This window comes from Thalassospira lucentensis (assembly GCF_011806425.1).
Classification (GTDB): Bacteria; Pseudomonadota; Alphaproteobacteria; order Rhodospirillales; family Thalassospiraceae; genus Thalassospira; species Thalassospira lucentensis_B.
Genome location: NZ_JAATOV010000006.1, coordinates 158788 through 182886, shown reverse-complemented (window position 1 = coordinate 182886; position 24099 = coordinate 158788). Strand labels below are relative to the sequence as shown.

Genomic DNA, 24099 nt, shown 5'->3' with positions numbered 1-24099 from the left:
CATGAAAGTTGCTGACCTGACGATCAATTTATTGCGCGATTTGGGTGTGCGGCACGTATTTGGCATCCCCGGCGACGCCATCAATGATCTGACCTTTGCGCTGCGTGACAAAGATGACATCGATTTTGTTCTGGTCCGACACGAAGAAGCCGGTGCCTTCGCCGCATCGGCACAAGCCAAATTGTCGGGTAAAATTTCGTGCTGTGTCGGCACGGCTGGTGGCGGTGCGATCCATCTTTTGAATGGCCTATATGATGCTCGGCATGACCATGCACCGGTTCTGGCCATTACCGGCCAAGTCGATTCCGAATTTATCGGTACCGAATACCATCAGGAAGTCGATCTGGAAGCCTTATTTGGCGAGGTTGCAGTTTATTCACGCACCATCATGGATCCAGCACAGGCCCGACGTATCTTAAAAGAAGCCTGCAAGGCGGCGATTGAAAACAATGCCCCTGCCCATGTGTGTATCCCCAACAATATCGCAGGTGTCGATTGCGGCAGCGATGCGGTGAATGTCGCAACCTTACTTGCGACGTTGGAAACAGTACCATCAGACAGCGATCTTGATCGTGCTGCCGAAATTCTAAATGGCGCGATAAATCCGGTCATTTTGGCAGGCATTGGTGCGGCCGATGCCGCCGATGATGTGATTGAACTTGCCAAGCGGATCGACGCCCCCATCGTGCGGACGCTGCGCGCCAAGGATTGGATCGACGATGACCACGAAGGATGTATTGGTGGCTTGGGGCTTTTGGGCGGCAAACCTGGGCAAGATGCCATTGCCGACTGTGACGTTCTGTGTCTGATCGGTGCGGATTTCCCGTATATGGACTTTTATCCGAAACACGCGAAAACCATTCAAATTGACAGCAAACTGACCCAGATCGGCAAACGTCATGATATTGACGCCCCGCTGGTCGGCACGGCAAAGCAATCGCTGCGTGGCCTGCTTAGCCGGGTCAGTCAAAAAGACCACGATAAAAACAGAGTACACTGGGCAGACAAGGCGCAAGAACAGCGCGATGATTGGGCAAAGCTTGAAACATCTGACGATACGCCGATGCACCCCGCACGTGTCATCCGCGAAATCCAAAACCATGCGCCGGACGATACGATTTTCGTTGTTGATACCGGCACCACAACGGCGTGGTCAGCACGCCACCTTCACGTCAAAAAGAACCAGCGCCTGACCCTGTCATCGGGCCTAGGCACCATGGCCTTTGCCTTTTCTGGTGCCATGGGCGCGCAGCTGGCCCATCCCGACAAACCTGTGATCGCGATTGCAGGCGATGGTGCCTTTAACATGATGATGGGTGAACTTCTGACTGCGGCGAAATACAAGTTGCCGCTAACAGCCGTCATCTTTGACAACAGCGAACTTGGCTTTATCGCGCTAGAGCAAGAAGCAAAAGGCCTGCCCAAACATTCAATCGACTTTAACAACGCCGATATGGCCGCCGTCGCACAGGCCTGTGGGTGCCTTGGGCTTCGCGCCGACACACCAGCAGACTTGCAGTCTGCCTTAACTCAGGCGATGGCAAGTGACAAACCAAGCATCATTCAGGCGCGGGTCGATCCCGACGCCCTGATCATGCCGCCCAGTGTCACATTTGATCAGGCCCAGAAATTCGCCATGGCAAAAGGCCGGGAAATGTTTTCAAAGCTGCGCTAACCGGCACTTTGATCAACCCAAGAAAAACGCGGCGGGGATAACGCATCCCCGCCGCGTTTTTAAATCTTTGGCTGATTGGTGACCTTAAAAAAGGCGTTTGACCTGATCGACAACAAATCCATCACATGACGGATAGGTGTTTTCGATCATGGCAAGAGCCTTCCCTTCGTCACTTGCAGCAACTTCGTGGGTTTGTACATCGGCCCAACGATCGTCAAAGATGTCGTGGGAACGGTTTTCTTTGACGCATTCGCGAACGTCTTGATTGTGAAGTTCAACCTCGAACACTGTCTGGCTGTGATTTGTAAACGCAGACATTCCCCCGGTCTCCTTACTTTTTGTCCGGCGGCGCCACCCCAGACGCCGTCGTGTCCTGAACTGGGAATCTCAACCACAAGATACCCAACCATCACTCTACGTTTCGCGCCTTAACGAGCCGTAAATTATCCGGTTATTTTGACTTTCACGGTTAATTGCTCCGGTTTCAAGTCCAAATCTGTCATAGCGCCATACGCAAAACGCAGCCAACACCCCGTAGCAGGACAAACACAGGCAATTGCGCGCTGGCTCAGGATAAAGCACCAGAACATCGCGAACTTTCAGATTGGCGGTTTGTTTAGCGCAACCACAGCCGATTTAAAAAACTGAAAAAAGAATCACTTTGGCCACCTTTTTCATCCCAAATCACCTTTGGCAGCCATGGTGCAGCGCACAGGCCGCGCAATAATATTTCAAAGCACACTGTGGGGGATCATAAAGTTCCACGCCAATCATCCCCACCCAACCGAAACGTTCTTTTTATCTTCTTCCGTAAATTTCGAATTGATCAATTCGCCCGACAGTCAAACATAAAAGGATAAGCAAGCCCGTCTTGCATCAGAACAATTACGCCGCAAGGAGGCTTCTAAGGATGAACGTGTTTTCCGAAAGCGCATTTGATGGCCACGAACAGGTTGTCTTCGCCAGTGATGATGCCACCGGCCTGAAAACCATCATCGCGGTCCACAACACCAACCTTGGCCCGTCACTGGGCGGGTGCCGCATGTGGCCATATGCAACAGAACAGGAAGCCATTCACGACGTCCTGCGCCTATCACGCGGCATGACCTATAAATCAGCCCTTGCCAACCTGCCTTTGGGTGGTGGCAAATCAGTGATTATTGGTGATCCCCGCACACAGAAAACGCCGGAGCTTTTCCGCGCGATGGGACGTGCTGTCGAACAGCTGGGCGGGCGCTATATCGTGGCCGAAGATGTCGGCACCAGCACCGACGATATGGCCCAAATCGCAAGCCAAACAAAACATGTCGGCGGGATCAATGACGGCAAGGATCCCGAGCGCACCGGGGATCCTTCACCCTTTACGGCCTATGGCGTGTTTATTGGCCTAAAAGAAGCCGCACGGTTTGAAAACGGCCATAATGACCTAGCCGGTCTTCGGGTCGCAGTACAGGGGCTTGGACATGTCGGATACCATCTGTGTAAGATGCTCCATAACGCCGGGGCGAAGCTTATCGTGGCCGACCTGAACCCGGCGAGTGTTTCAAATGCCGTTACGGAATTTGGCGCGACCGCCGTTTCAGTTGATGAAATTCTGTCGGTTGATGCCGATATCCTTGCCCCCTGCGCACTGGGCGGCGTCATCAATGACCGCAGCATCGAAACCATGCGCGCAACGATCATTGCCGGGGCGGCCAATAATCAGCTTGAAGATGCCCGTCACGGCGACATGCTGCGCGAAGCAGGCATTTTATATGCCCCTGATTACGTGATTAATGCCGGTGGCGTGGTCGAAGTCCATTATTGCCGCAACGGCAAACCGGCCTCTGAGACCAACAAACATATCGAAGGCATCGGTGCGACAGTGCGCGAAATCTTTGAACGGGCCAAACAACAAAACCGATCCACAAGTTTTGTTGCCGATCGACTGGCCGAAGAACGGTTTGGTCCCCGCCAACACGCGGCTTAAAACGCAGCTTCGAAACCGCAGACAAAATAAAAGGCGAGGCCCATGATGGCTTCGCCTTTTTGCATTGATGTAAGTATCTGGAAAAACCCGGCGCGTTATTCCGCGGCAATCGGATTATAATTTGCCGTAACAGCTGCTGCATCATCGCAATCACAGTTGCCACAGGTTTTCGCCTGCGCGAGTTCAGCACGCATATGGCACGCGCATTTGCCACATTGCGGCGCACAGCCATGAAAGCGGAAAACTTCAGACGGACGTGTCGCCCCACCTTCTTCGGCGGCCCGACGGACGTCTTTTTCTTTTAACGCGTTACAGACGCAGACATACATGGTGCAAATGCAATCGGTTATTAATTACAACACGAAATCCTTACGGCAAATGCGAATAGTTTTCAAACACTTTTAGCATGATCCGAACAAAAAAATTCCCCGCGAACCGCCAGATTTGCAGGGAACTTCAAAAAAGTCGTTTAATCAGAAGGAGATCAGGCAAGCTTGATATAGCTTACAACGCGTTTAACACCCTTGATACGGCGTACAATCGAAAGCACCTTTTTAAGCTCAGGATCGGTTTGCGCTTCGCCCATGATGTAGACGATGTTGTTTACCGACTGCCAGCGGTAGTTCACCGAACTGACGCCTTTTTCCGCCAATAACAATGCTTTGATCTGCCCTTCGATCCAAACATCGGATACCGACTGTGTCGCCGAATCGGTTGGGACAGCATTTTTGCCGTGCTCGTCTTCAGCTTTACGGTACGCCTCGATCTTAGCGGCGTCGGCGACCTCAAGATGATCATGGATGGTTTTGATCCGCTTATCCTGCTTAATCAATGACATCACGTCATAATATTTTGCCTTGGAATCCACCATGCCGGTGACCAGAACTTCTTGTTTCCAGATATCGACATTCACATCCATCAGATAGGTGTGATCAAGCTTGGCAAACTCGCCAAGGATGCCGGACTTGATCTGGGTATCAAGCCACTGGTCGTTGCCTGTGCGGTCTTCAAGCGGCATCTGAAGCGGCCCACAAGCAGCCAAAGGTGTCGCTAGCAGCATACAAACCGAAACCGTTTTAAAAACACTGCGCCAGCCTTGGGAAACCTGAATCATTTAGGGACTCCTCATAATGCCCATCGGGCAATTTCAATTGTTGTTCGGATCATCGAACAGTCATGTTTTCGATAAACGCCATACCAACTGCTCTGTTCCGAGCCTTATCTATCGCAGTGAATTTTGACGAAAAAAAGCCCGAGACAGCGCAAAACCGCGCCAAGCACGCGAAATAAGCACGGCGGCACAAAAAATGGACCGGAACTTTCATTCCGGTCCATCGCAGAAACGTTTTCGAATGGGCACACTATCACCGGATTACACGGCATCGTACCCACTTCATCAGATCAATTTTCATCCATCGACATCAGGGATGCGTTACCACCCGCCGCCGTGGTGTTGATCGTGATGGTTTTTTCCGTTGCGAAACGGTGCAAGAACGCTTCATCGGGCAACGCACCATCATCCTCAGCTCCGCTATCAGAAATCAACGACAAGATCGCCCCATCGCGTTTGGCCAAAAGCTGCTTAAACGATGTCACCCGATCAAGCGACGCAATGCACGAAACACCGGCAATATCGCCATCATACATGGCACCAAGGCCCGTATTACCGCCGACCACTTTCACAAGTTTCTTGGGCAATCCAGCATCCGCCGCAAGCCCCGGAAGATCCACGAACCATTTATGGTCCCCCGCCAGAATGACCGCATTCCCCGCCGCAAGTGCTGCACCAACATGGCGGATCACACGTGCCGGTTCGGCGTCCTTATCGGCCTGCACCAGATAAACACCACGACCAAGGCAATAAAGGTCGTTGGTTTCACCCGTTGGTCCAGGCATCCGTTTTGGCGCGACAAAGCCATTTTCCGAAAGCGCGGCAAAATCAGCAACGTGGTCTGCGCCCGCAGCCAATTCTTGGTTTGACGACGCCGAAAGCCTCGATGCCAGCTTTTCAAGAATACCGACACGCGCATTACCATCAACCGCCTGCCATTCTTCCTGTGCTTTAAGCATGTCGGCATATTCGGCTTTGGACAGAACATCTTTCACAATGATCGGGGCGCGATCATCATCAATGGCAACGTCAGATGCGCTGTTTGCCGTAGAAATTGGTTTGGCAAAACGTTCGACATAGTGCGGGCCACCGGCCTTGGGACCGGTTCCTGATTTGCCCTGCCCGCCAAATGGCTGAACACCAACAACAGCACCGATCTGGTTTCGGTTCACATAGCAGTTCCCGACCCGCAGCTTGTGCGAGATTTCACGCACGGTGCTGTCGATCCGCGAATGAATACCAAGTGTCAGGCCGTAACCAGACGCATTGATCTGATCAAGGATCTTATCCATGTCACGCGCCTTAAAGCGCACAACGTGAACAACCGGCCCAAAGACTTCGCGTTCCAGAACGTCAATCGACGGAATTTCAAAGCAATGCGGCGCAAAGAATGTACCGTCCTTGCATTCCGGCAAGGTATCGCAAGCATGAAGAAGCTTGGCTTCTTTCTTCATCCGCTCTGCATGGTCTTGCAGGGTTTTGCGCGATTTTTCGTCAATCACCGGTCCGACATCGATATCAAGGAACTTCGGATCACCGACCTTAAGCTCCTTCATCGCACCGACCAGCATGTGACACAGCTTGTCGGCAATGTCTTCTTGGACAAACAGAACACGCAAGGCCGAACAACGCTGACCCGCCGATTGGAAACCGGAAATCACGGCATCCTGAACCACCTGTTCTGGCAAGGCGGTCGAATCAACGATCATCGCATTCTGACCACCGGTCTCCGCAATCAGCGGCAACGGAACACCCGGGCGCTTCGCCAAGGCCTGATTGATCAGCTGTGCGGTTTCCGTCGATCCGGTAAAGGCAACACCGGCAATCCGCGGATCATTGATCAACTTGTTACCAATGACACGTCCCGGTCCGGGAACAAGATGGAATGCCGATCCCGGAATACCTGCCTCAAGGATCAATTCGGCGGCACGCGCGGCAATAAGTGATGTTTGCTCCGCCGGTTTGGCGATTACCGCATTCCCGGCGGCAAGGGCAGCTGTCACCTGCCCCAAGAAAATCGCAAGCGGGAAGTTCCATGGACTGATGCAAACAAACACCCCACGCCCTTCAAGCGCACCCCCCTCGCGGAAGGTTTCTTCGGCACGGTTGGCATAATAGCGGCAGAAATCGACAGCTTCGCGGACTTCAGCAACACCATCGGAATAAAGCTTGCCTGCTTCGCGCTGACAAAGGGCGATGAACTCGTCCATATGCGCTTCAAGCAAATCACCAAGACGGCGCAAGGCCGCCGCGCGGTCAGCACCCGATGTTGCGTTCCAACCTTCATACCCCTTAAGGGCGGCAACAACGGCGGCCTCGATGTCGGCCTCGGTTGCCTGCACAAGGTCACCGACCTTTTCATCAAGCTTGGCCGGGTTCATCACGTCAATCGGCGTACCCGACACCAGTTTACCGTCAATCAACGGGGCTGCGTTCCACGTTTTACCCTGCATCGCGGCCAGCTTTTCACTCAGCGGCAAAAGCTTATTGGTATCGGTCAGATCGATGCCACGTGAATTAACACGCCCTGCGCCATAAAGGTCGACCGGTGCCGGAATTTTTGGATGGGCTTTACGCGGAAGGGCCGCCATTTTCTCGACCGGATCGGCGATCATTTCTTCGATCGGCAGCTGTTCATCCTGAATACGGTTTACAAAGCTGGTATTTGCACCGTTTTCCAACAGACGGCGCACCAAATACGCCAACAGGTCTTCGTGACTCCCGACTGGCGCATAAATGCGGCACGGTACATTTTCACCTTTTTCATCAACGATCTGCTCATACAGGGCTTCGCCCATGCCATGCAGGCGCTGGAATTCAAATGTGCGGTCATTGCCGGCCATCTCAAGGACGGACGCAACCGTGTGCGCATTGTGGCTGGCGAACTGGCAATAAAACGCATCGCGGCGCGACAACATAAATTTCGCACAGGCCAAATAGGAAACGTCAGTCGATGCCTTACGGGTAAAGCACGGATAACCGTCAAATCCGTTTTCCTGACTGAATTTAACTTCGGTGTCCCAATAAGCCCCTTTGACCAAACGCACCATCATCTTGCGGCCAACCTTGGTCGACAGGTCTGCCAACCATTCAAGAACGTAATAAGCACGCTTCTGATAGGCCTGCACCGCAAGTCCATATCCTTCCCACCCATCAAGGTCGGGATCAGCAAAAACAGTTCCGATCACATCAAGCGACAGGTCAAGACGGTTGGCTTCTTCAGCGTCAACGGTAAAGCCAATGTCATATTTTTTGGCCAACAGGGCCAGTTGCTTTAACCGCGGGGTCAGTTCGTTCATCACCCGATCATAATTGGCAAAATCATAACGCGGATGAATGGCCGAAAGTTTGACGGAAATGCCCGGGCTATCAATCGGACCACGTCCCTTGGCAACGCGGCCAATATCGTGAATGGCGTCTTCGTATGATTTGTAATAGCGATCAGCATCTTCCATGGTGCGGGCGGCTTCGCCCAACATGTCATAAGAATAGCGATAGCCTTTTTCTTCGTTTGCCTTGGCGCGCTCCGATGCCTCGTCAATGGTGCGGCCCATGACAAACTGACGGCCCATGATGCGCATGGCATGGTTGAACGCCTTACGAATAACCGGCTCGCCGGAACGTCCAATCATGCGTTTGATCAACCGGCCCGGATCAGCTTTTTCCGCCTTGCCAAATTTGATCACCTGCCCGGTCAGCATCAAACCCCATGTCGACGCATTGACAAAGAAGCTATCGGAATGGCCTAGATGGCTTTGCCAATTTGCATCAAACAACTTGTCCTGAATAAGCTTGTCGGCTGTTACCGCGTCGGGCACACGCAAAAGTGCCTCGGCAAGGCACATCAAAATGACGCCTTCCTTGCTCGACAGTTCATATTCATGCAGCAATGCATCAATACCGCTTTTGCCATTATCGGCCTTACGAACACGCGCAACCAATTGATACGCACGATCTTGAACACGTGCGGTTTGCTCTGGCGACAGGCGGGCTTTTTCGATCAAGCGCGCGACGGCTTCTTCTTCGTCGGCACGATACGCATTGCGAATTTCAGTCCGGATCTCGTTTGGTTGAGGCAATTGGGTGCGGAACATTGTGCTTATTTCTCCCTGCGGTTCGCATCCACGGTTTCCAGAGCGCCAATACAGTGATTTCGTCTCCAGAGCCTAATGGCACATCTATGGCAACAAAGAATAAGTGCGCTTAAGAAAAATGTGCTGCCATTTTTTCCGAAAATACGATATATCATCCATCAACTTGATGGTTTCATAGTTTTTAATACTGGCTTAGACCAAAAAATGCAGAAGAATCAAAAGCACCTCGACAAGATCGACACGCAGATCCTCAAAGAACTGCAAAGTGATGGCCGCATGTCGAATGTCGAACTGTCACGCCGCGTGAATCTAAGCCCGACCCCCTGTCTTGAACGAGTCCGCCGACTTGAACAGAACGGCTATATCACCGGCTATATGGCGATCATTGATCCGCGCAAGTTAAACCAATCATTGGTGGTGTTTGTCGAAATCACGTTGGATCGCACCACCCCGGATGTTTTTGACGTCTTTGCCGTAGCAATCCGTAAATTGCCCGAAATCGAAGAATGTCACATGGTTGCCGGTGGCTTTGACTATCTTGCTAAACTAAGGGTTGAAGACATGTATGCCTACCGTGAATTCCTTGAACGCTTGTCATCAGTCCAAGGGGTTAGCCAGACTCATACATATGTCGTTATGGAAGAAGTAAAAGTCCGCCCGGGCATCTCAATCCCCTAACCATCTGTTTTTAATTGCGTTTCAATGGTGCAACCGGCACTATCAAACACGGTTTAAACAGGCACCAGACCTGCACGACCAAGCTTTTGCGAAATGGCAATTAAAATCAATCAGGTGCAGGAACATGGCGGAAGTCCGTTTTTACTTCGATTTTTCGTCCCCATACGGCTACCTCGCGGCAGAACGGATGGATGAATTCGAATCGCGCGTGGGTGTTAAAGTCCTTTGGCGACCCTTTATGATTGGCGCGGCGTTTAAGCAAACCGGTCAAACCCCGCTTTTAGATCAACCGATCAGGGGACCGTATTTCCGCCACGACATGGAACGCTGTGCCCGGGCGCAAAACACGCCATTCTGCATTCCCGATAAATTCCCCTATGCAGCACTGATGCCCACCCGCGCATTTTACTGGCTGGAATCCCAATCACCGGCCTTGGCGCGCAAATTCGCCAAGGACATCTATCGCGGCTATTTCGCAGATGGATTGGACATGTCCAACCCTGAAAATGTTCTGGCCGCCGCCACACGTCATTCAATCAATGCATCGGAAATGCGCGTCGCTGTGGAACACGATCGCTGGAAAAGCCATACCCGCGATATCACATCCGAGGCCATCGAAATGGGTGCGTTTGGTTCCCCCTTCTTTTTCTATGAAGGCGAACCGTTCTTTGGCAATGACCGCCTTGATCAGCTTGAACAGTGGATTGCCCGAACCGAAAGCTAATCTGCGCAAAGCAGCGCAAGCATCCGTGTCGTCAACGGATTAACATGCCCCATTGCACAGCCATCTAGCACCCGATTACCGAACAATACAAAACGGCTCAGAACAGCCTCGAACCGGGTGTTGCTGGGAACCCACAGGCCATATGGATAATTTCGGTACTGAAATACCTATTTAATGTTGACGCTTACGTAAACTTCCCCCATAACAACAGCCATAACGTCATTCAACTCGGGCCCAAAACCCGCAACAAAATGGTGTAGCTGGACAATGACGGTACTGAAATCTGCGGTCAATTCACGCTCTGAAGACTTCCGCAACAATGCCGAACATATGGAAAAACTGGTTGCCGATCTGCGCGATCAAATATCGCAGGTAAAACTGGGCGGCGGCGACCGGGCGCGCGACCGACATACCGGGCGCGGCAAGCTTCTTCCGCGCGAACGCATTCGCCAATTGCTTGATGTCGGTTCTCCATTTTTGGAGCTTTCCCAACTGGCAGCGTACGGGATGTACGGCGACGAAGATGTCCCGGCCGCAGGCATCATTACCGGCATCGGGCGGGTTTCGGGTGTTGAATGTGTGATTGTCGCCAATGATGCGACGGTCAAGGGCGGCTCGTACTATCCCATGACCGTCAAAAAGCATCTGCGTGCGCAGGAAATCGCGCTGGAAAACAACCTGCCCTGCATTTATCTGGTTGATAGTGGCGGTGCCAACCTGCCGCGTCAGGATGATGTTTTTCCCGACCGCGACCATTTCGGACGGATTTTCTTTAATCAGGCCACCATGTCATCCAAGGGCATTCCACAAATTGCGGTTGTCATGGGGTCTTGCACTGCGGGCGGCGCCTATGTCCCTGCAATGTCGGATGAAAGCATCATCGTCCGCAAGCAAGGCACGATTTTCTTGGGCGGCCCCCCACTGGTTAAGGCCGCGACTGGCGAAGTTGTCTCGGCAGAGGATTTGGGCGGTGCCGATGTCCATTGTAAAACATCCGGCGTGACCGATCATTATGCCCAGGATGACACACACGCCCTGTCCATTGCGCGCGATGTGGTGAAAAACCTGAACTGGCATAAGAACCCCGGCCTAACTTTGACCAAGCCACAGGCCCCGGCCTATGATCCACGTGAAATTTATGGCGTGGTGCCAAACGACAGCAAGAAACCTTATGACGTGCGCGAAATCATTGCCCGCATTGTCGACGGGTCTGACTTTGATGAGTTCAAGGCACAATACGGCACCACCCTTGTCACCGGCTTTGCCCGCATTTTCGGATATCCGGTTGGCATCATTGCCAATAACGGCATTTTGTTTTCCAAAAGCGCGCTTAAGGGCGCACATTTCATTGAGCTTTGCGCCCAGCGTGGCATTCCGCTGGTATTCTTGCAAAACATCACCGGCTTTATGATTGGCCGCAAATATGAAAGTGGCGGCATCGCCAAGGACGGCGCCAAGCTTGTCACCGCGGTTGCCACGGCCAGTGTCCCAAAATTTACCGTCCTAATTGGTGGATCATTTGGGGCGGGTAATTACGGCATGTGTGGCCGCGCCTATGGCCCGCGTTTCTTATGGATGTGGCCCAATGCCCGTATTTCGGTAATGGGCGGCGAACAGGCTGCCAATGTCTTGACCCAAATTCGCGCCGATGCCGCCGAAAAACGCGGCGAAACATGGCCCGAAGAAGACCAAGAAGCCTTTAAGGCGCCGATCCGCGATCAATACGAAGAACAAGGCCATCCCTATTACGCGTCTGCCCGTCTTTGGGATGACGGCGTGATTGATCCGGCCGATACCCGCATGGTTCTTGGACTTGGTCTGTCCGCAGCCCTGAACAAACCGGTCGAGGAAACCCGGTTTGGCGTCTTTAGGATGTGAGGCCGTCATGAATAATGTAAACACCAATAACATTTCAGATGCCGCCATCTGCGCAATCGACACCGATGGCATCGCACGCATCACATTGAACCGTCCTGATATCCATAATGCCTTTGACGACGCCCTGATTGCCGACCTGACGGCCAAGATCGAAACACTTGATGCCGATCCGGCGGTGCGTGTTGTGATCCTGACCGGTGCAGGCAAAAGCTTTTCTGCCGGTGCGGACCTTAATTGGATGAAGCGCATGGCGAGCTATAGCCACAGCGAAAATTTGGCAGACTCTCGCGCACTGGCAAAGCTGATGAAGGTTTTGAACTTTACCTCAAAACCAACCATCGCGTTGGTCAATGGCGCGGCTTTTGGCGGCGGGGTTGGCTTGGCGGCATGTTGCGATATCGTGATCGCATCCGAACGCGCCAGCTTCTGCTTATCGGAAGTCAAACTTGGCCTGATCCCTGCTGTAATCTCCCCCTATGTGGTTGAGGCCATCGGGGTTAATCAGGCACGCCGATATTTCCTGACCGCCGAACGGTTTGACGCCCAAACCGCCAAGGATATTGGTCTTGTTCATGACATTGTGCCGGGTGATGACCTCATCACGCACGGCGATAATATGGCAAAAATCCTGCTGGCAAACGGGCCAATGGCAATGCATGCCGCCAAGGAACTGATTTACGCCGTCGCCAACACACCGATTTCCGATGCCGTGATTGATGACACTGCGCACCGCATTGCCGATCAACGCGCAAGCATTGAGGGCCGCGAAGGTGTCAGCGCCTTTTTGGAAAAACGTCCCGCGAACTGGAGCAAGAAATAACATGCCGCGCAAAATTCTGATCGCCAATCGCGGTGAGATCGCCTGTCGTGTGATCAAAACCGCCCGTCGCATGGGCATCCAGACCGTTGCCGTTTATTCCGACGCAGATGCCAATGCCCTGCATGTCAAATCCGCGAACGAGGCTTATCACATCGGCGCCCCCGCCCCCAAAGACAGCTATCTTCGCACCGACCGCTTGCTTGAGGTCATTGCCCAATCGGGGGCGGACGCCGTCCATCCGGGCTATGGCTTTTTGTCGGAAAACGCGGCATTTGCCGACGCCCTTGAAAAGGTCGGCTGTGTTTTTGTTGGCCCACCGGCAAGTGCGATCCGCGCCATGGGATCAAAATCCGAAGCCAAGAAAATCATGAGCAAAGCCGGTGTGCCGCTCGTGCCGGGCTATCACGGCACGGACCAAGACCCGGACGTCCTTGCGGCCGAGGCCGAGAAAATCGGCTATCCGGTATTGATCAAGGCATCGGCGGGCGGTGGCGGCAAAGGCATGCGCGCGGTTGAAAACGCATCTGATTTCAAAGATGCCCTGATAAGCTGCAAACGCGAAGCCGGCAGCAGCTTTGGCGATGACCATTGCCTAATAGAAAAGCTGATCACAAAACCACGCCATGTCGAAATTCAAGTCTTTGCCGACAGCCACGGCAACGCCGTTTATTTGTTTGAACGTGATTGTTCGCTGCAACGTCGCCATCAAAAAGTAATCGAAGAAGCCCCCGCCCCAAACATGAGCGCCGAATTGCGCGCCCAAATGGGCAAGGCCGCCGTCGATGCCGCCAAGGCAATTGGCTATCAGGGGGCTGGTACGGTTGAATTCCTGCTTGATGCGTCGGGTGCATTCTATTTCATGGAAATGAACACCCGCCTTCAGGTCGAACACCCGGTCACTGAAAAAATCACCGGCGAAGACCTTGTCGAATGGCAGTTGCGCGTTGCCGATGGGGAACATCTGCCAAAATCGCAGGACGAACTGACGATCACTGGTCACGCGTTTGAGGTCCGTATTTACGCCGAAGACCCACAGAACGATTTCCTACCGGCAACCGGCAAGCTTGTGCATATGCGCATGCCCCATGAATCCGATCATGTGCGGGTCGATACTGGCGTTTACGAAGGCGGCGAAGTCTCCATCCATTATGATCCGATGATCGCCAAACTGATCACGTGGGATGTCGATCGTACATCCGCACTGCGCCGCATGGCATCGGCCTTAAATGATGTGCAGATCGTCGGGGTCACCACCAATACCCGCTTCCTGGGCAACATTGCCCGCCATCCAGCGTTCGAAGCGGGCGAAGTCGAAACCGGCTTTATTCCGATGTATCATGACGATCTGATCCTGGCATCACTCAAGCCTGATAACGACGCATTGGCGTTTGCCGCCCTTAACATCCTGCGCAACCGGGATGCAGAGGCCGCCCGCTTTGCCGCACAAAGCAACGATCCCTATTCTCCTTGGCACAGCACGGCTGGTTTCCGACTTAACGACGACAATCATCATGACCTGATCTTACGTCATGACGGGGATGATCTTGCGGTCAAAGTCCATTATCGCGATCACGGCTATGTCATGGATATGCCCGATGGTAGCGCGATCATCGCCCATGCCGACCATGATCAGAACGGCGCCATCCACGCCAGCCTGAACAATGCACGCAAACGTGCCACCGTTCTGCGCGACGGCAATCGTCTGACGATTTTCCGTGATGGTTGCACCGACCAGCTTGAAATCTTTGATCCACTTGCCGCTGCTGGCGCGGTTGAGGGAACCGGGGGTGGCTTAACCGCCCCAATGCCGGGCAAGATCATTGCCGTCATGGCCGAAATGGGCCAATCTGTGACCGCAGGGGACAAGCTTGTAGTGATGGAGGCGATGAAAATGGAACACACCATTTCCGCACCCGTATCGGGCACCATCAAGGAAGTTTTCTTTGGCGTAGGTGATCAGGTCGATGACGGTGCCGAACTGATTGCGATTACGGAGGCCGAATAATGGCGCCCCTTTCCGGTTTACCATCGCAGGTCAAAATCGTTGAAGTCGGCCCACGCGACGGGCTGCAAAACGAAAAGACAATGGTGCCAACTGACACCAAAGTTGCGCTAATTAACCGTCTAAATGATGCGGGTCTTTCCGTGATTGAGGCCACCGCCTTCGTCAGCCCCAAATGGGTGCCACAAATGGCCGATGCCAGCGATGTGATGTCCAAAATCACCCGCAAATCCGGCGTAACCTACCCCGTCTTGGCCCCCAACCTTAAGGGCCTAGAAGCCGCCATTGCTGCTGGTGCGACCGAGGTTGCCGTATTTGGCGCCGCATCAGAAAGCTTTTCGCAAAAAAACATCAATTGTTCGATTGCCGAAAGCCTGGATCGTTTCCGCCCGGTGGTCGATGCTGCGCGTGACGCCGGGCTTTCGGTGCGTGGTTATGTGTCCTGCGTGCTCGGTTGCCCATACGAGGGCGACATCGCCCCCCAAAAAGTCGCCGAGGTCGCTAAGTCACTTTATGACATGGGCTGCTATGAAATCAGCCTGGGTGATACGATCGGCACTGGCACCCCGGCCAAGGCACAGGCGATGATTTCCAAAGTCGCCGCCCATGTGCCCATTGAAAAACTCGCCGCCCACTTCCACGACACCTATGGCCAGGCACTTGCCAATCTGTTGACGGCTATGCAAATGGGTGTTGCGACAATTGATAGCTCGGTCGCGGGGCTTGGCGGCTGCCCCTATGCCAAGGGGGCCAGTGGCAATGTCGCCACCGAAGACGTTGTTTACATGCTAAACGGGCTTGGAATTGAAACCGGTATTGATCTTGAAAAACTGGCCGCGACAGGAAGCTGGATTTGTGATCAAATCGGACGATCAAGCGCATCAAAGGCCAATTTGGCCCTTGCAGCAAAGCGCGAAAGCAATAAGGAATAGCGCATGAAGGGCCCGTCAAATTATAGCTTCCGACGGGCCACACCAAGCGACCTTTCCATGATCCGCCGCTGGCTATATTTGCCCGAAGTCACCCGCTGGTGGGGCGACCCGGTTGAGCAAATTGAAATCATCACTGAAGACATCGAACTGGCCGAAATCGCAACGTTGATTGTGTCTTATCGCAATCGGCCCTTTGCCTTTGTGCAGCATTACGACGCCCATCAATGGCCACAAGCCCATTTTGATCCCCTACCCGAAAGCACCCGGTGTCTGGATGCCTTTATCGGCGTGGCTGACATGATGGGCTGCGGCCATGGACGCATGTTTCTGCGCTTGCTTGTGGATATGCTGATTGAACGGGGCGCGCCCCTGATCGCAATTGATCCCGATCCGACCAACGAGGGAGCCATTCGCTGCTACGAAGCCATCGGCTTTGTCGGCCACCGCGAATATGAAACCAGCGAAGGGCCCTGCCTTTTGATGACCTTTGATCCCAAAAGGCAGGGATAGTTTATCTGACCTAAGCAGCCCGAACGTCGCTAAGGAACTGCGCAACCTTCTCGCGCAGAAGTTCTGATTGCTCCGACAGTTCGCCCGATGCGGCCAAAACCTGTTCGGCGGCGGCACCGGTTGATGCCGATGCCTCATTCACCCCAAGGATGTTTGACGACACTTCGCTTGTACCCGTCGATGCTTCTTGCACATTTCGGGTGATTTCGGCGGTTGCGGCCCCTTGTTGTTCAACCGCGCTGGCAATCGTTGATGCGATCTCGCTGATTTCGGCAATGGTTTCTGAAATCGCCCCAATTGCGCTAACCGCCCCCTCAGTTTCTTGTTGGATACTCGTGATTTGCGCGGTGATATCTTCGGTTGCACGTGACGTCGCGGTTGCAAGGTTTTTTACCTCGGCGGCAACAACCGCAAAGCCCTTGCCGGCATCCCCTGCACGTGCCGCCTCAATCGTTGCGTTCAGTGCCAAAAGGTTGGTTTGCTCGGCGATATCGCTGATCAATCCGACAACATCGCCAATCTTCTGTGCCGCCGCCGCAAGGCCACGCACCTGTTCATTGGTTTGCTCAGCATCGGCAACCGCGCGGCTTGCAACGGTGGACGATTGGCTGACCTGATGGGTGATTTCCGCAATCGATGCGCTTAATTGCTCTGCCGCACTTGCGACCGTTTGCACGTTGTTTGACGCCTGCTCTGCGGCGGCGGCAACGATGCTCGACTGTCGGCTGGATTCCTCTGCCGTGCTGGTCATGCTTGTGGCGGTTGCCTGCATTTCATTTGACGCGGATGCGACCGCCTCAAGGGCGGTGGAAACTTCCCGGTCAAAGCTTGACGTCAATTCGCCAATTTTCAACGCTCGGCGTTCACGCCCTTTAACGGCCTCAACCTCTTGGGCGGCCAGTTCTTCTGCCTTGATCATGTTTTCTTTGAAAACCAAAACAGCCGCGGCCATATCACCGATTTCATCGCGATGATCCTGTCCGGGAATTTCAACCTGCTTGTTACCAGCGGCAAGTTCATTCATGGCGTCGGTAATCGCGCGGATTGGACGCGAAATACCCACACCAATCATCCACGCAGCCGCAATCCCAAAGATAATCGCGACACCCGCGACAATCTCCGTCGTCAGAACCGCATTTCTCGCCTCTTTGGTTGCTCTTGGGCCAATTTCGTCCTGCTCGGCTTTGATCTCAAGCTTCATGTCTTCAAGCTCATGGGCGACCGCAGGACCAATTTCATCGAGGGTACCGGTAACAAGCTCGGTACGCGCCGGATCGCCCACCGGAAGCGCAACGACCGTCGCAAAGGCCTCAAGATACGCCTGAAGCTGGGAAGCAGATTTTTCCGCAACCGCGACATGCGCGGGATCAGAAAGCATCCCAACCAATTGATTGTTCAACTTAAGTGCGGTCTCAATGCGCTCTTGCACGTTCGCCGCAGACGTCGGGCTATTGCTTAACAGATAGTCTTTTACAGAAACACGTGCCTCAAGAAGGTTGGCCTGAACACGCCCGGCCTGATTGGATTGCAAGGCGATCTGGCGATACCTTACGAAATCATCACCAACATCACTGATCGAAATCACCGCCATCAGCGACATAAACGCCAGCAACACAAGTACAACGCCAAAACCGCCATACACCTTTGCCGAGATTTTCAAACGCTTAAACAAAGATCCCATGGTACCCCTCATCAGAAAAGCTGTGACTTTCTGATATGGGCACCGCGACACAACTTACTAGATATATGTGTAAAATAAATAAACCCAAAGTAGGCAAAGGCTTATTTTAAGAAGCTTTTCCGACCCAAGTACACGTTTTGCGGACAATAACCGCGAGGGCAAAGACCGAATTAGGCGTGCTAACCACCCAAAACAAAAGCAGCCCTGGAAACTTCCAGAGCTGCTTTGATCAACATCCAGCTTAGCAATATGTTGGAGTTTTTTGCGGCGCTAAGAGGCGCTTTTGTTTTGGCCGACGGTTAAGCTGCCGGGTAATCAGCAGCCACTCAAAATGCCTTTCCCGTCGCATTTGCGCGGCGTTCACGCAGCGATGCGGCGGTTGCCCGGCCATCGCCAGTTGGCTGGTAATAAACCGACATTTCCTTTAACGCGGCCCGAACCTTGGTCAAGGCCGTCTCGCCATCAACATTCAGATCATAAGAATCAAAACCGCAGCGATGCATATAAAGCAACTGATCACGCAACACGTCACCGACCGCACGAAGTTCGCCTTTGAACCCCATTCGTTCACGCAAAACACGGCCATAGGAATAGCCCCGCCCGTCGGTATAGGCCGGGAAATTCACCGTAATGATCGAAAGACGGTCAAGGTCATCGGCCAAATCTTCTGGGGCATCCCCGGGATTAAGCAAAACACCCAACCCGCCATTGCGACCGATTAGGTCTTCGCGCTGCTCCTTGAACCGTGCCAACGGCACAATCAGGTTTTCATCACTGGCCGGAAGGTCACCCTCGGCATCGACCGTAATCCATTCCTGTTCGATCACGGTGTCATTCTTAACGATCGCCATAAAGCACCTCTTTGAACGGGTCCATGCCAACACGGCGATAAGTATCGATAAAGCGTTCACCAGGGTCGCGAGTATCAATATATTTGGTCACCAAACTTTCAATGGCATCGACTACTTCCGCCTCAGAAAAACCAGCACCGGCAATCTTACCAATTGCGGCATTTTCGCTGGCGTCACCGCCAAGGGTAATCTGGTAAAATTCCTTGCCGCGCTTATCGAGACCAAGAATACCAATATGCCCGACATGGTGATGCCCACAGGCATTGATGCAGCCAGAAATCTTGATTTTCAGTTCGCCAATATCATGCTGACGATCCATATCACCAAAGCGTTCTGAAATACGCTGCGACAATGGGATTGAACGCGCAGTTGCCAGCGCACAATAATCAAGCCCCGGGCAGGCAATGATATCCGTCACATAACCAAGGTTGCCGGTCCCAAGACCAGCTGCATCCAATTCCGACCAAAGCGCAAACAGATCGGCCTTTTTAACATGCGGCAGAACAAGGTTCTGTTCGTGGGTCACACGCACATCGCCAAAGCTGTATTTTTCCGAAAGGTCGGCCACTAATTCCATCTGGACATCAGTGGCATCGCCTGGAATACCGCCAATCGGTTTAAGCGATACGTTGGCAATCGCGTAACCAGGCTGTTTATGAGCAATCACATTTGACTGCACCCAGTTGGCAAACCGGCGGTGCTCCGCCTTATGAAGCGCCAATTCCGGGCTGTCATCGGACAAGTCTTCAAACGCAGGCGGTGCGAACTGTTCGACATATTGCGCGATTTCTTCATCGCTAACACGCAGCGAACCGTCTTTAATCTGCGCCCATTCTTCTTCGACAAGGTCGCGGATTTTTTCGATCCCTTCTTCATGCACCAGGATCTTGATACGCGCCTTGTATTTGTTATCCCGTCGGCCAAAACGGTTATAAACCCGCAAGATGGCTTCGAGGTAGGAAAACAAATCATTCTTGCCGATGAAATCGCGCACAGTTTTGCCAACGAATGGCGTGCGCCCAAGGCCCCCACCAACGACAACCTCAAACCCGGTTTCGCCCGCTTCGTTGTGATGCATGCGAAGACCAATATCATGCACCTTCACCGCAGCACGGTCGTTGGGTGAACCGGTTACGGCAATTTTAAATTTGCGCGGCAAATAGGTGAATTCCGGGTGGAATGTCGACCACTGGCGGATCAGTTCGCAATAAGGACGCGGATCTTCGATTTCGTCCGCCGCGGCACCGGCATATTGATCGGTCGTGGTATTGCGAATGCAGTTGCCTGATGTCTGGATCGCATGCATTTCGACCTTGGACAGATCAAGCAACGCATCGGGAATTTCATCAAGTTTCGGCCAGTTATATTGAATATTCTGGCGCGTGGTGAAATGGCCATAGCCCTTGTCATACTTGCGTGCAATCCCGCCAAGGGCGCGAAGTTGATCCGCGCGCAGCGTGCCATAAGGAATGGCAACACGCAGCATATAAGCATGCAATTGCAGATACACACCATTCATCAGCCGCAACGGACGAAACTGTTCCTCGGTGATATCCCCGGCCAGTCGGCGCTGAACCTGTTCACGGAACTGTGCGGTGCGCTCTTCGACAAGCTGGCGGTCAAAATCGTCATAACGATACATCGGTCGTCTCCCTATACCGCCTGATAGCCAAGGTCTTGGCGGACACTCGGACCTTTGGTGCGCAGAACTTCACGGTATTTTGTCGGAACCAGCCCACCATCCTGCTGTTCCACATCGATCAAATATGGCCCAACGATCACAACGTCGAGTTCAGGTGCGCTGGCTTCTTGCAAAAGAACAGCCGCAGCTTCTTTTCCGTCTGCGACGCGGGAATCGTTGATGTTTTCGCTCCAACCGCCATTGGCCGTCAGGAACACAACCAACCCGTCATCCAGACGGTTTGCCGTGGCAACTTGCAGGGACATTCGGTTCTCTCAGCGTTTAAATCTCTCGGGTTTGATCCTGCGGGCGGACCAATTCTGCATAAGAATTTGGATGATTACCTATTATTGGTCAAGTTTTTTTGTTAATTAACATAAATAACACAAATATATGTGTTTAATAAATCCAGCCTTGACCATTGGCCGTACTGGACCTACGTCAAGTCACCTCGATCACCACCACAATAAAAAGCCTGCTTAAAAAATGTCGCTGAACATCATCAAGTTAAGTGTTGGAACCGAAACGCCAGACGGATTGCGCGAATGGCAATCGTCCTTTCAGGCCATTTATGGCCGCGTCTATCACACCACGCGGATGACGCCGAAGCGCAAGGACGAAATCCTTGCGGGCGGATCGATTTATTGGGTGATCAAAGGGGCAATACGCTGCCGACAGCAGGTGATCGACCTTGAAGAGTTCGTCAATGAAGAAGGCACGAAATACTGCCGCATTGTCCTTGATCCCGAAATCGTCGACACCCGCCCCTATCCGCACCGCGCATTTCAGGGATGGCGCTACCTGACCGAGGACAAATGCCCGCCAGACGACAAACAGGGTGGCGGCACCGAAGCCCTTCCTGATGACATGGCAGATGAGTTACGCAACCTTGGCCTGATCTGACCTAATCGGATGTGGACGAATGGGCTCAGAGGCGATGTGATTTCTTCTGAGCCAGCGCCCAAGCCAAAACTCCGCCCCTTCGCGCGGACATAGGGATTAAAGCTTTTCACAGCAGCAGTTATCTCTGCCTAAAACTATACTCATTTCATATTATGATATTGGCTGAGCCGGGGCAGAACCGTCTTCGTCGATTTCCTGCAGGGTCGCGGCAACCTCATTTTTAAGCCAATTCACAAACGCCAAAACCCGCGGTCGTTTAAGGTGATCTTCGGGATAAACAAGATAGTATGCCCCATTTGACGCGACACTTTGCGGAAATGGCCGAACAAGGTTGCCTGCCTTAAGGTCCAAGGCAGCCAAACTGGTTCTGGCCATCGCAAGACCCTGCCCGATCAGGGCTGCCTGAATAACCATATCGCCGGAATTAAACCGCAAACCCCGACTGACATCGACATCAGGTTCGCCAACAGCTTTTAACCAAAACTCCCAATCAGCTGCGTGTGGGTGGTCCATGATCAGTGTCGCATCATGCAGCAATTGATGCCCGACAATATCGGACGGCGTCTTTAGCTCTGGATGCGCATCAAGATACGCCGGACTGCAGACCGGAAATGATTCATCATGCATCAGCAATTCGCAATGAAGATTGGGGTATTTCCCGCTCCCAAACCGCACGGCCAGATCGATACTTTCGGTATGTAAATCCACAAGCCTGTCATCGGCGTGAATGCGCACATCGATATCCGGATATGCTTCGCGAAAATACCCAAGGCGGGGCACCAGCCATTTCACGGCAAAGCTTTGCAGCACACTGACCGTCACAACGCCAGTTTCCTCCACCGCCTTTAATCGTTCGATTTCATCAGCAATCTTTGAAAATCCAGCACTGGTCGCACGCGATAACCTTGCCCCTTCTTCGGTCAAATGGATTTGACGTGGTAATCGGTGAAACAACCGAAATCCAAGATACTCTTCCAACTGTCTGACCTGCTGACTAATCGCCCCTTGGGTGACAAACAGCTCCTCAGCCGCCCGGGTAAAGCTGAGATGGCGTGCTGCGGCGTCAAAGGCCCGCAATGACTGAAGTGGGGGTAACCGCATGACACGCTCCTTGGCAGAAATGAATTAGATTAACTAATACATATCGCCAGAATTAGTCGTTTGTCACGCCCTTCTTTTGCGGTGAACATGACATCAATGCGAAACAACGCATTAGATGAATTACACCAAGGAGGTTCAAATGGCACATATCGCAGGTCAAACGCCGTCCCTTTTGGAATGCTGCGAAAACCAGATTTCGTCACACGCGCAAAACGCGGTAAAAAGGCAGACAAACTGGGTAAAACACATCACCCATTTTGCCGACTTTATCGCAGGCATTTTACAACGTCGTGCTCAGCGCCGTGCATTAATGCGCCTGAGTGACAGCGCCCTTTCCGATATCGGGCTCTCACGCGCAGATGCCTACGACGAATATCAAAAGCCGTTCTGGCGGCCTTAAAAACCAATCACCAAACGCAAAATGCCCGCTCGCCCGACCAACCGCCATGCCCCACAGCACATTGCCAAGACAGCGCTAGGTCAATGAATGCCCCTTGCGCCGCCCGCAATCATCGCGCACTCTTGTCATTGAAAATTCTTTATAAGCTGCAGGGGCATGGCGGAATGGCATCGGACGAAAAATCAAACAAAGAAACGGATGACAAAGCTGATGAAGCGGGCAAAAATGGCGACACGATAGCAACCCTGCCATCCAGCATTGCCGACCAGCTTTCTGCCCAGCCTGAGACGTCTGATCTTCCGCCTGACGTCAGCCTTGATCCGCAAGAACGCGCGCCAAAGATGCGGTCAAAACAGTATCTGGAACTGATCACCCCCCTGCATATCCAGCTTTTGCGCCTTCAGAACTGGGTTAAGGAACAAAACATCAAATCGCTGGTGATCTTTGAAGGCCGTGACGCAGCAGGCAAAGGCGGCACCATCAAACGCTTTACCGAGCATCTTAACCCACGTGGTGCGCGGGTCGTTGCACTGGCAAAACCCAACGACAGCGAAGCAACGCAATGGTATTTCCAACGCTATATCGAACATCTGCCAAGTGGCGGGGAAATCGTGCTTTTTGACCGGTCATGGTATAACCGGGCAATGGTCGAACGGGTGATGGGGTTCTGTGACATGTTCGAAGTGACCGAGTTCTTACGATCCGCACCGGTCCTTGAACGCATGCTGATCCGGTCAAACATTCACATGACCAAGTTCTATTTTTCGGTCAGTAAAAAAGAACAGGCAAAGCGCTTTAAACAGCGCAAATCCGATCCCCTAAAACAATGGAAATTAAGCCCTGTGGATCTGGCATCCCAAGACCTTTGGGATGATTACGCTGACGCCAAGCGCGACATGTTTTATCACACATCAACCGCCGACAGCCCGTGGGTGATTGTTAAATCCGATGACAAGAAACGCGCGCGCCTCAACGCCATTCGCTATTACCTGTCAGGTTTCGACTATCCGGGAAAGCAGCCAGAACTTCTGACATATGACCGTCGGATCATCCACAGTGCCGCCGAAGAACTTGAAGATCATTGATTTT

The 24099-nt window shown here is 52.9% G+C and carries 21 protein-coding genes; 12 read left to right on the top strand and 9 right to left on the bottom strand.

Annotation, left to right across the window (positions count from 1 at the left end; genetic code table 11):
* The first annotated feature begins 1 nt into the window (after position 1).
* Positions 2-1675, top strand: a complete 1674-nt coding sequence (locus HCZ99_RS17475) for a thiamine pyrophosphate-binding protein (protein WP_167448295.1) — start codon at positions 2-4, stop codon at positions 1673-1675.
* Between the two features lie 84 nt (positions 1676-1759).
* On the opposite strand, the gene HCZ99_RS17470 is transcribed toward HCZ99_RS17475, so the two are convergent.
* Positions 1760-1993, bottom strand: a complete 234-nt coding sequence (locus HCZ99_RS17470) for a hypothetical protein (RefSeq protein WP_167448294.1) — start codon at positions 1991-1993, stop codon at positions 1760-1762.
* A 592-nt stretch (positions 1994-2585) separates the two neighbouring features.
* Here HCZ99_RS17470 and HCZ99_RS17465 point away from each other — a divergent pair.
* Positions 2586-3644, top strand: a complete 1059-nt coding sequence (locus HCZ99_RS17465) for a Glu/Leu/Phe/Val dehydrogenase (protein ID WP_167448293.1) — start codon at positions 2586-2588, stop codon at positions 3642-3644.
* A 95-nt stretch (positions 3645-3739) separates the two neighbouring features.
* Here HCZ99_RS17465 and HCZ99_RS17460 read toward each other — a convergent pair whose 3' ends face one another.
* From HCZ99_RS17460 to putA, 3 genes are all read right to left on the bottom strand, one after another.
* On the bottom strand, positions 3740-3973 hold the full coding sequence (locus HCZ99_RS17460; protein ID WP_167448292.1) for a (2Fe-2S)-binding protein: 234 nt from the start codon (positions 3971-3973) through the stop codon (positions 3740-3742).
* Between the two features lie 155 nt (positions 3974-4128).
* On the bottom strand, positions 4129-4758 hold the full coding sequence (locus HCZ99_RS17455) for a BON domain-containing protein (protein WP_167448291.1): 630 nt from the start codon (positions 4756-4758) through the stop codon (positions 4129-4131).
* Positions 4759-5045: 287 nt separating this feature from the next.
* Positions 5046-8849 (bottom strand): bifunctional proline dehydrogenase/L-glutamate gamma-semialdehyde dehydrogenase PutA, encoded by a 3804-nt coding sequence (gene putA, locus HCZ99_RS17450; RefSeq protein ID WP_167448290.1) that lies wholly within the window; start codon positions 8847-8849, stop codon positions 5046-5048.
* 204 nt (positions 8850-9053) lie between these two features.
* On the opposite strand from putA, the gene HCZ99_RS17445 reads away from it, so the two are divergent.
* The 7 genes from HCZ99_RS17445 (at position 9054) to HCZ99_RS17415 (ending at position 16393) form a co-directional block, all read left to right on the top strand.
* The gene (locus HCZ99_RS17445) at positions 9054-9527 is read left to right on the top strand and encodes an Lrp/AsnC ligand binding domain-containing protein (RefSeq protein ID WP_167448289.1); all 474 of its coding nucleotides are present in this window, start codon (positions 9054-9056) and stop codon (positions 9525-9527) included.
* A gap of 124 nt (positions 9528-9651) precedes the next feature.
* The gene (locus tag HCZ99_RS17440; protein WP_167448288.1) at positions 9652-10251 is read left to right on the top strand and encodes a 2-hydroxychromene-2-carboxylate isomerase; all 600 of its coding nucleotides are present in this window, start codon (positions 9652-9654) and stop codon (positions 10249-10251) included.
* A gap of 267 nt (positions 10252-10518) precedes the next feature.
* Positions 10519-12129 carry a carboxyl transferase domain-containing protein gene (locus tag HCZ99_RS17435; RefSeq protein ID WP_167448287.1) on the top strand — a complete coding sequence of 537 codons (1611 nt, stop codon included), beginning with the start codon at positions 10519-10521 and terminating at the stop codon, positions 12127-12129.
* Between the two features lie 7 nt (positions 12130-12136).
* Positions 12137-12949, top strand: coding sequence for an enoyl-CoA hydratase/isomerase family protein (locus HCZ99_RS17430; RefSeq protein ID WP_167448286.1), 813 nt, complete (start codon positions 12137-12139; stop codon positions 12947-12949).
* Between the two features lies 1 nt (position 12950).
* Positions 12951-14954 (top strand): acetyl/propionyl/methylcrotonyl-CoA carboxylase subunit alpha, encoded by a 2004-nt coding sequence (locus tag HCZ99_RS17425; protein ID WP_167448285.1) that lies wholly within the window; start codon positions 12951-12953, stop codon positions 14952-14954.
* Positions 14954-15883: a hydroxymethylglutaryl-CoA lyase gene (locus tag HCZ99_RS17420; protein ID WP_167448284.1), complete on the top strand. Its 930-nt coding sequence runs from the start codon at positions 14954-14956 to the stop codon at positions 15881-15883. Before HCZ99_RS17425 ends, HCZ99_RS17420 begins: the two co-directional genes overlap by 1 nt.
* 3 nt (positions 15884-15886) lie before the next feature.
* Positions 15887-16393 (top strand): GNAT family N-acetyltransferase, encoded by a 507-nt coding sequence (locus tag HCZ99_RS17415; protein WP_167448283.1) that lies wholly within the window; start codon positions 15887-15889, stop codon positions 16391-16393.
* Positions 16394-16403: 10 nt separating this feature from the next.
* Here the strand turns inward: HCZ99_RS17415 and HCZ99_RS17410 are convergent, their stop codons facing one another.
* The 4 genes from HCZ99_RS17410 to HCZ99_RS17395 all read right to left on the bottom strand — a co-directional run bounded on the left by HCZ99_RS17410 (position 16404) and on the right by HCZ99_RS17395 (position 20872).
* A complete protein-coding gene (locus tag HCZ99_RS17410) occupies positions 16404-18074 on the bottom strand; it encodes a methyl-accepting chemotaxis protein (RefSeq protein WP_167448282.1) in 1671 nt (556 codons plus the stop codon).
* Between the two features lie 326 nt (positions 18075-18400).
* A complete protein-coding gene (locus HCZ99_RS17405) occupies positions 18401-18925 on the bottom strand; it encodes a DUF934 domain-containing protein (RefSeq protein WP_167448281.1) in 525 nt (174 codons plus the stop codon).
* On the bottom strand, positions 18912-20567 hold the full coding sequence (locus tag HCZ99_RS17400) for a nitrite/sulfite reductase (RefSeq protein ID WP_167448280.1): 1656 nt from the start codon (positions 20565-20567) through the stop codon (positions 18912-18914). The genes HCZ99_RS17405 and HCZ99_RS17400 overlap by 14 nt, the downstream gene beginning before the upstream one ends.
* An 11-nt stretch (positions 20568-20578) precedes the next feature.
* Positions 20579-20872 (bottom strand): DUF2849 domain-containing protein, encoded by a 294-nt coding sequence (locus HCZ99_RS17395; protein ID WP_167448279.1) that lies wholly within the window; start codon positions 20870-20872, stop codon positions 20579-20581.
* Between the two features lie 220 nt (positions 20873-21092).
* Here HCZ99_RS17395 and HCZ99_RS17390 point away from each other — a divergent pair, with 220 nt between their 5' ends.
* A complete protein-coding gene (locus HCZ99_RS17390; RefSeq protein ID WP_167448278.1) occupies positions 21093-21509 on the top strand; it encodes a DUF1489 family protein in 417 nt (138 codons plus the stop codon).
* A 150-nt stretch (positions 21510-21659) separates the two neighbouring features.
* Here HCZ99_RS17390 and gcvA read toward each other — a convergent pair whose 3' ends face one another.
* A complete protein-coding gene (gene gcvA, locus HCZ99_RS17385) occupies positions 21660-22610 on the bottom strand; it encodes a transcriptional regulator GcvA (RefSeq protein ID WP_167448277.1) in 951 nt (316 codons plus the stop codon).
* Between the two features lie 139 nt (positions 22611-22749).
* On the opposite strand from gcvA, the gene HCZ99_RS17380 reads away from it, so the two are divergent.
* Positions 22750-23010, top strand: a complete 261-nt coding sequence (locus tag HCZ99_RS17380; RefSeq protein WP_167448276.1) for a DUF1127 domain-containing protein — start codon at positions 22750-22752, stop codon at positions 23008-23010.
* 164 nt (positions 23011-23174) lie between these two features.
* The gene (gene ppk2 / locus HCZ99_RS17375; protein ID WP_254869702.1) at positions 23175-24095 is read left to right on the top strand and encodes a polyphosphate kinase 2; all 921 of its coding nucleotides are present in this window, start codon (positions 23175-23177) and stop codon (positions 24093-24095) included.
* Positions 24096-24099 lie beyond the last annotated feature (4 nt).

What these genes read in the sequence shown, in the direction of transcription:
- HCZ99_RS17475 (WP_167448295.1), top strand. Translation starts at nt 2, where the DNA reads ATGAAAGTTGCTGACCTGACGATCAATTTATTGCGCGATTTGGGTGTG.
- HCZ99_RS17470 (WP_167448294.1), bottom strand. Translation starts at nt 1,993, where the DNA reads ATGTCTGCGTTTACAAATCACAGCCAGACAGTGTTCGAGGTTGAACTT.
- HCZ99_RS17465 (WP_167448293.1), top strand. Translation starts at nt 2,586, where the DNA reads ATGAACGTGTTTTCCGAAAGCGCATTTGATGGCCACGAACAGGTTGTC.
- HCZ99_RS17460 (WP_167448292.1), bottom strand. Translation starts at nt 3,973, where the DNA reads ATGTATGTCTGCGTCTGTAACGCGTTAAAAGAAAAAGACGTCCGTCGG.
- HCZ99_RS17455 (WP_167448291.1), bottom strand. Translation starts at nt 4,758, where the DNA reads ATGATTCAGGTTTCCCAAGGCTGGCGCAGTGTTTTTAAAACGGTTTCG.
- putA (WP_167448290.1), bottom strand. Translation starts at nt 8,849, where the DNA reads ATGTTCCGCACCCAATTGCCTCAACCAAACGAGATCCGGACTGAAATT.
- HCZ99_RS17445 (WP_167448289.1), top strand. Translation starts at nt 9,054, where the DNA reads ATGCAGAAGAATCAAAAGCACCTCGACAAGATCGACACGCAGATCCTC.
- HCZ99_RS17440 (WP_167448288.1), top strand. Translation starts at nt 9,652, where the DNA reads ATGGCGGAAGTCCGTTTTTACTTCGATTTTTCGTCCCCATACGGCTAC.
- HCZ99_RS17435 (WP_167448287.1), top strand. Translation starts at nt 10,519, where the DNA reads ATGACGGTACTGAAATCTGCGGTCAATTCACGCTCTGAAGACTTCCGC.
- HCZ99_RS17430 (WP_167448286.1), top strand. Translation starts at nt 12,137, where the DNA reads ATGAATAATGTAAACACCAATAACATTTCAGATGCCGCCATCTGCGCA.
- HCZ99_RS17425 (WP_167448285.1), top strand. Translation starts at nt 12,951, where the DNA reads ATGCCGCGCAAAATTCTGATCGCCAATCGCGGTGAGATCGCCTGTCGT.
- HCZ99_RS17420 (WP_167448284.1), top strand. Translation starts at nt 14,954, where the DNA reads ATGGCGCCCCTTTCCGGTTTACCATCGCAGGTCAAAATCGTTGAAGTC.
- HCZ99_RS17415 (WP_167448283.1), top strand. Translation starts at nt 15,887, where the DNA reads ATGAAGGGCCCGTCAAATTATAGCTTCCGACGGGCCACACCAAGCGAC.
- HCZ99_RS17410 (WP_167448282.1), bottom strand. Translation starts at nt 18,074, where the DNA reads ATGGGATCTTTGTTTAAGCGTTTGAAAATCTCGGCAAAGGTGTATGGC.
- HCZ99_RS17405 (WP_167448281.1), bottom strand. Translation starts at nt 18,925, where the DNA reads ATGGCGATCGTTAAGAATGACACCGTGATCGAACAGGAATGGATTACG.
- HCZ99_RS17400 (WP_167448280.1), bottom strand. Translation starts at nt 20,567, where the DNA reads ATGTATCGTTATGACGATTTTGACCGCCAGCTTGTCGAAGAGCGCACC.
- HCZ99_RS17395 (WP_167448279.1), bottom strand. Translation starts at nt 20,872, where the DNA reads ATGTCCCTGCAAGTTGCCACGGCAAACCGTCTGGATGACGGGTTGGTT.
- HCZ99_RS17390 (WP_167448278.1), top strand. Translation starts at nt 21,093, where the DNA reads ATGTCGCTGAACATCATCAAGTTAAGTGTTGGAACCGAAACGCCAGAC.
- gcvA (WP_167448277.1), bottom strand. Translation starts at nt 22,610, where the DNA reads ATGCGGTTACCCCCACTTCAGTCATTGCGGGCCTTTGACGCCGCAGCA.
- HCZ99_RS17380 (WP_167448276.1), top strand. Translation starts at nt 22,750, where the DNA reads ATGGCACATATCGCAGGTCAAACGCCGTCCCTTTTGGAATGCTGCGAA.
- ppk2 (WP_254869702.1), top strand. Translation starts at nt 23,175, where the DNA reads ATGGCATCGGACGAAAAATCAAACAAAGAAACGGATGACAAAGCTGAT.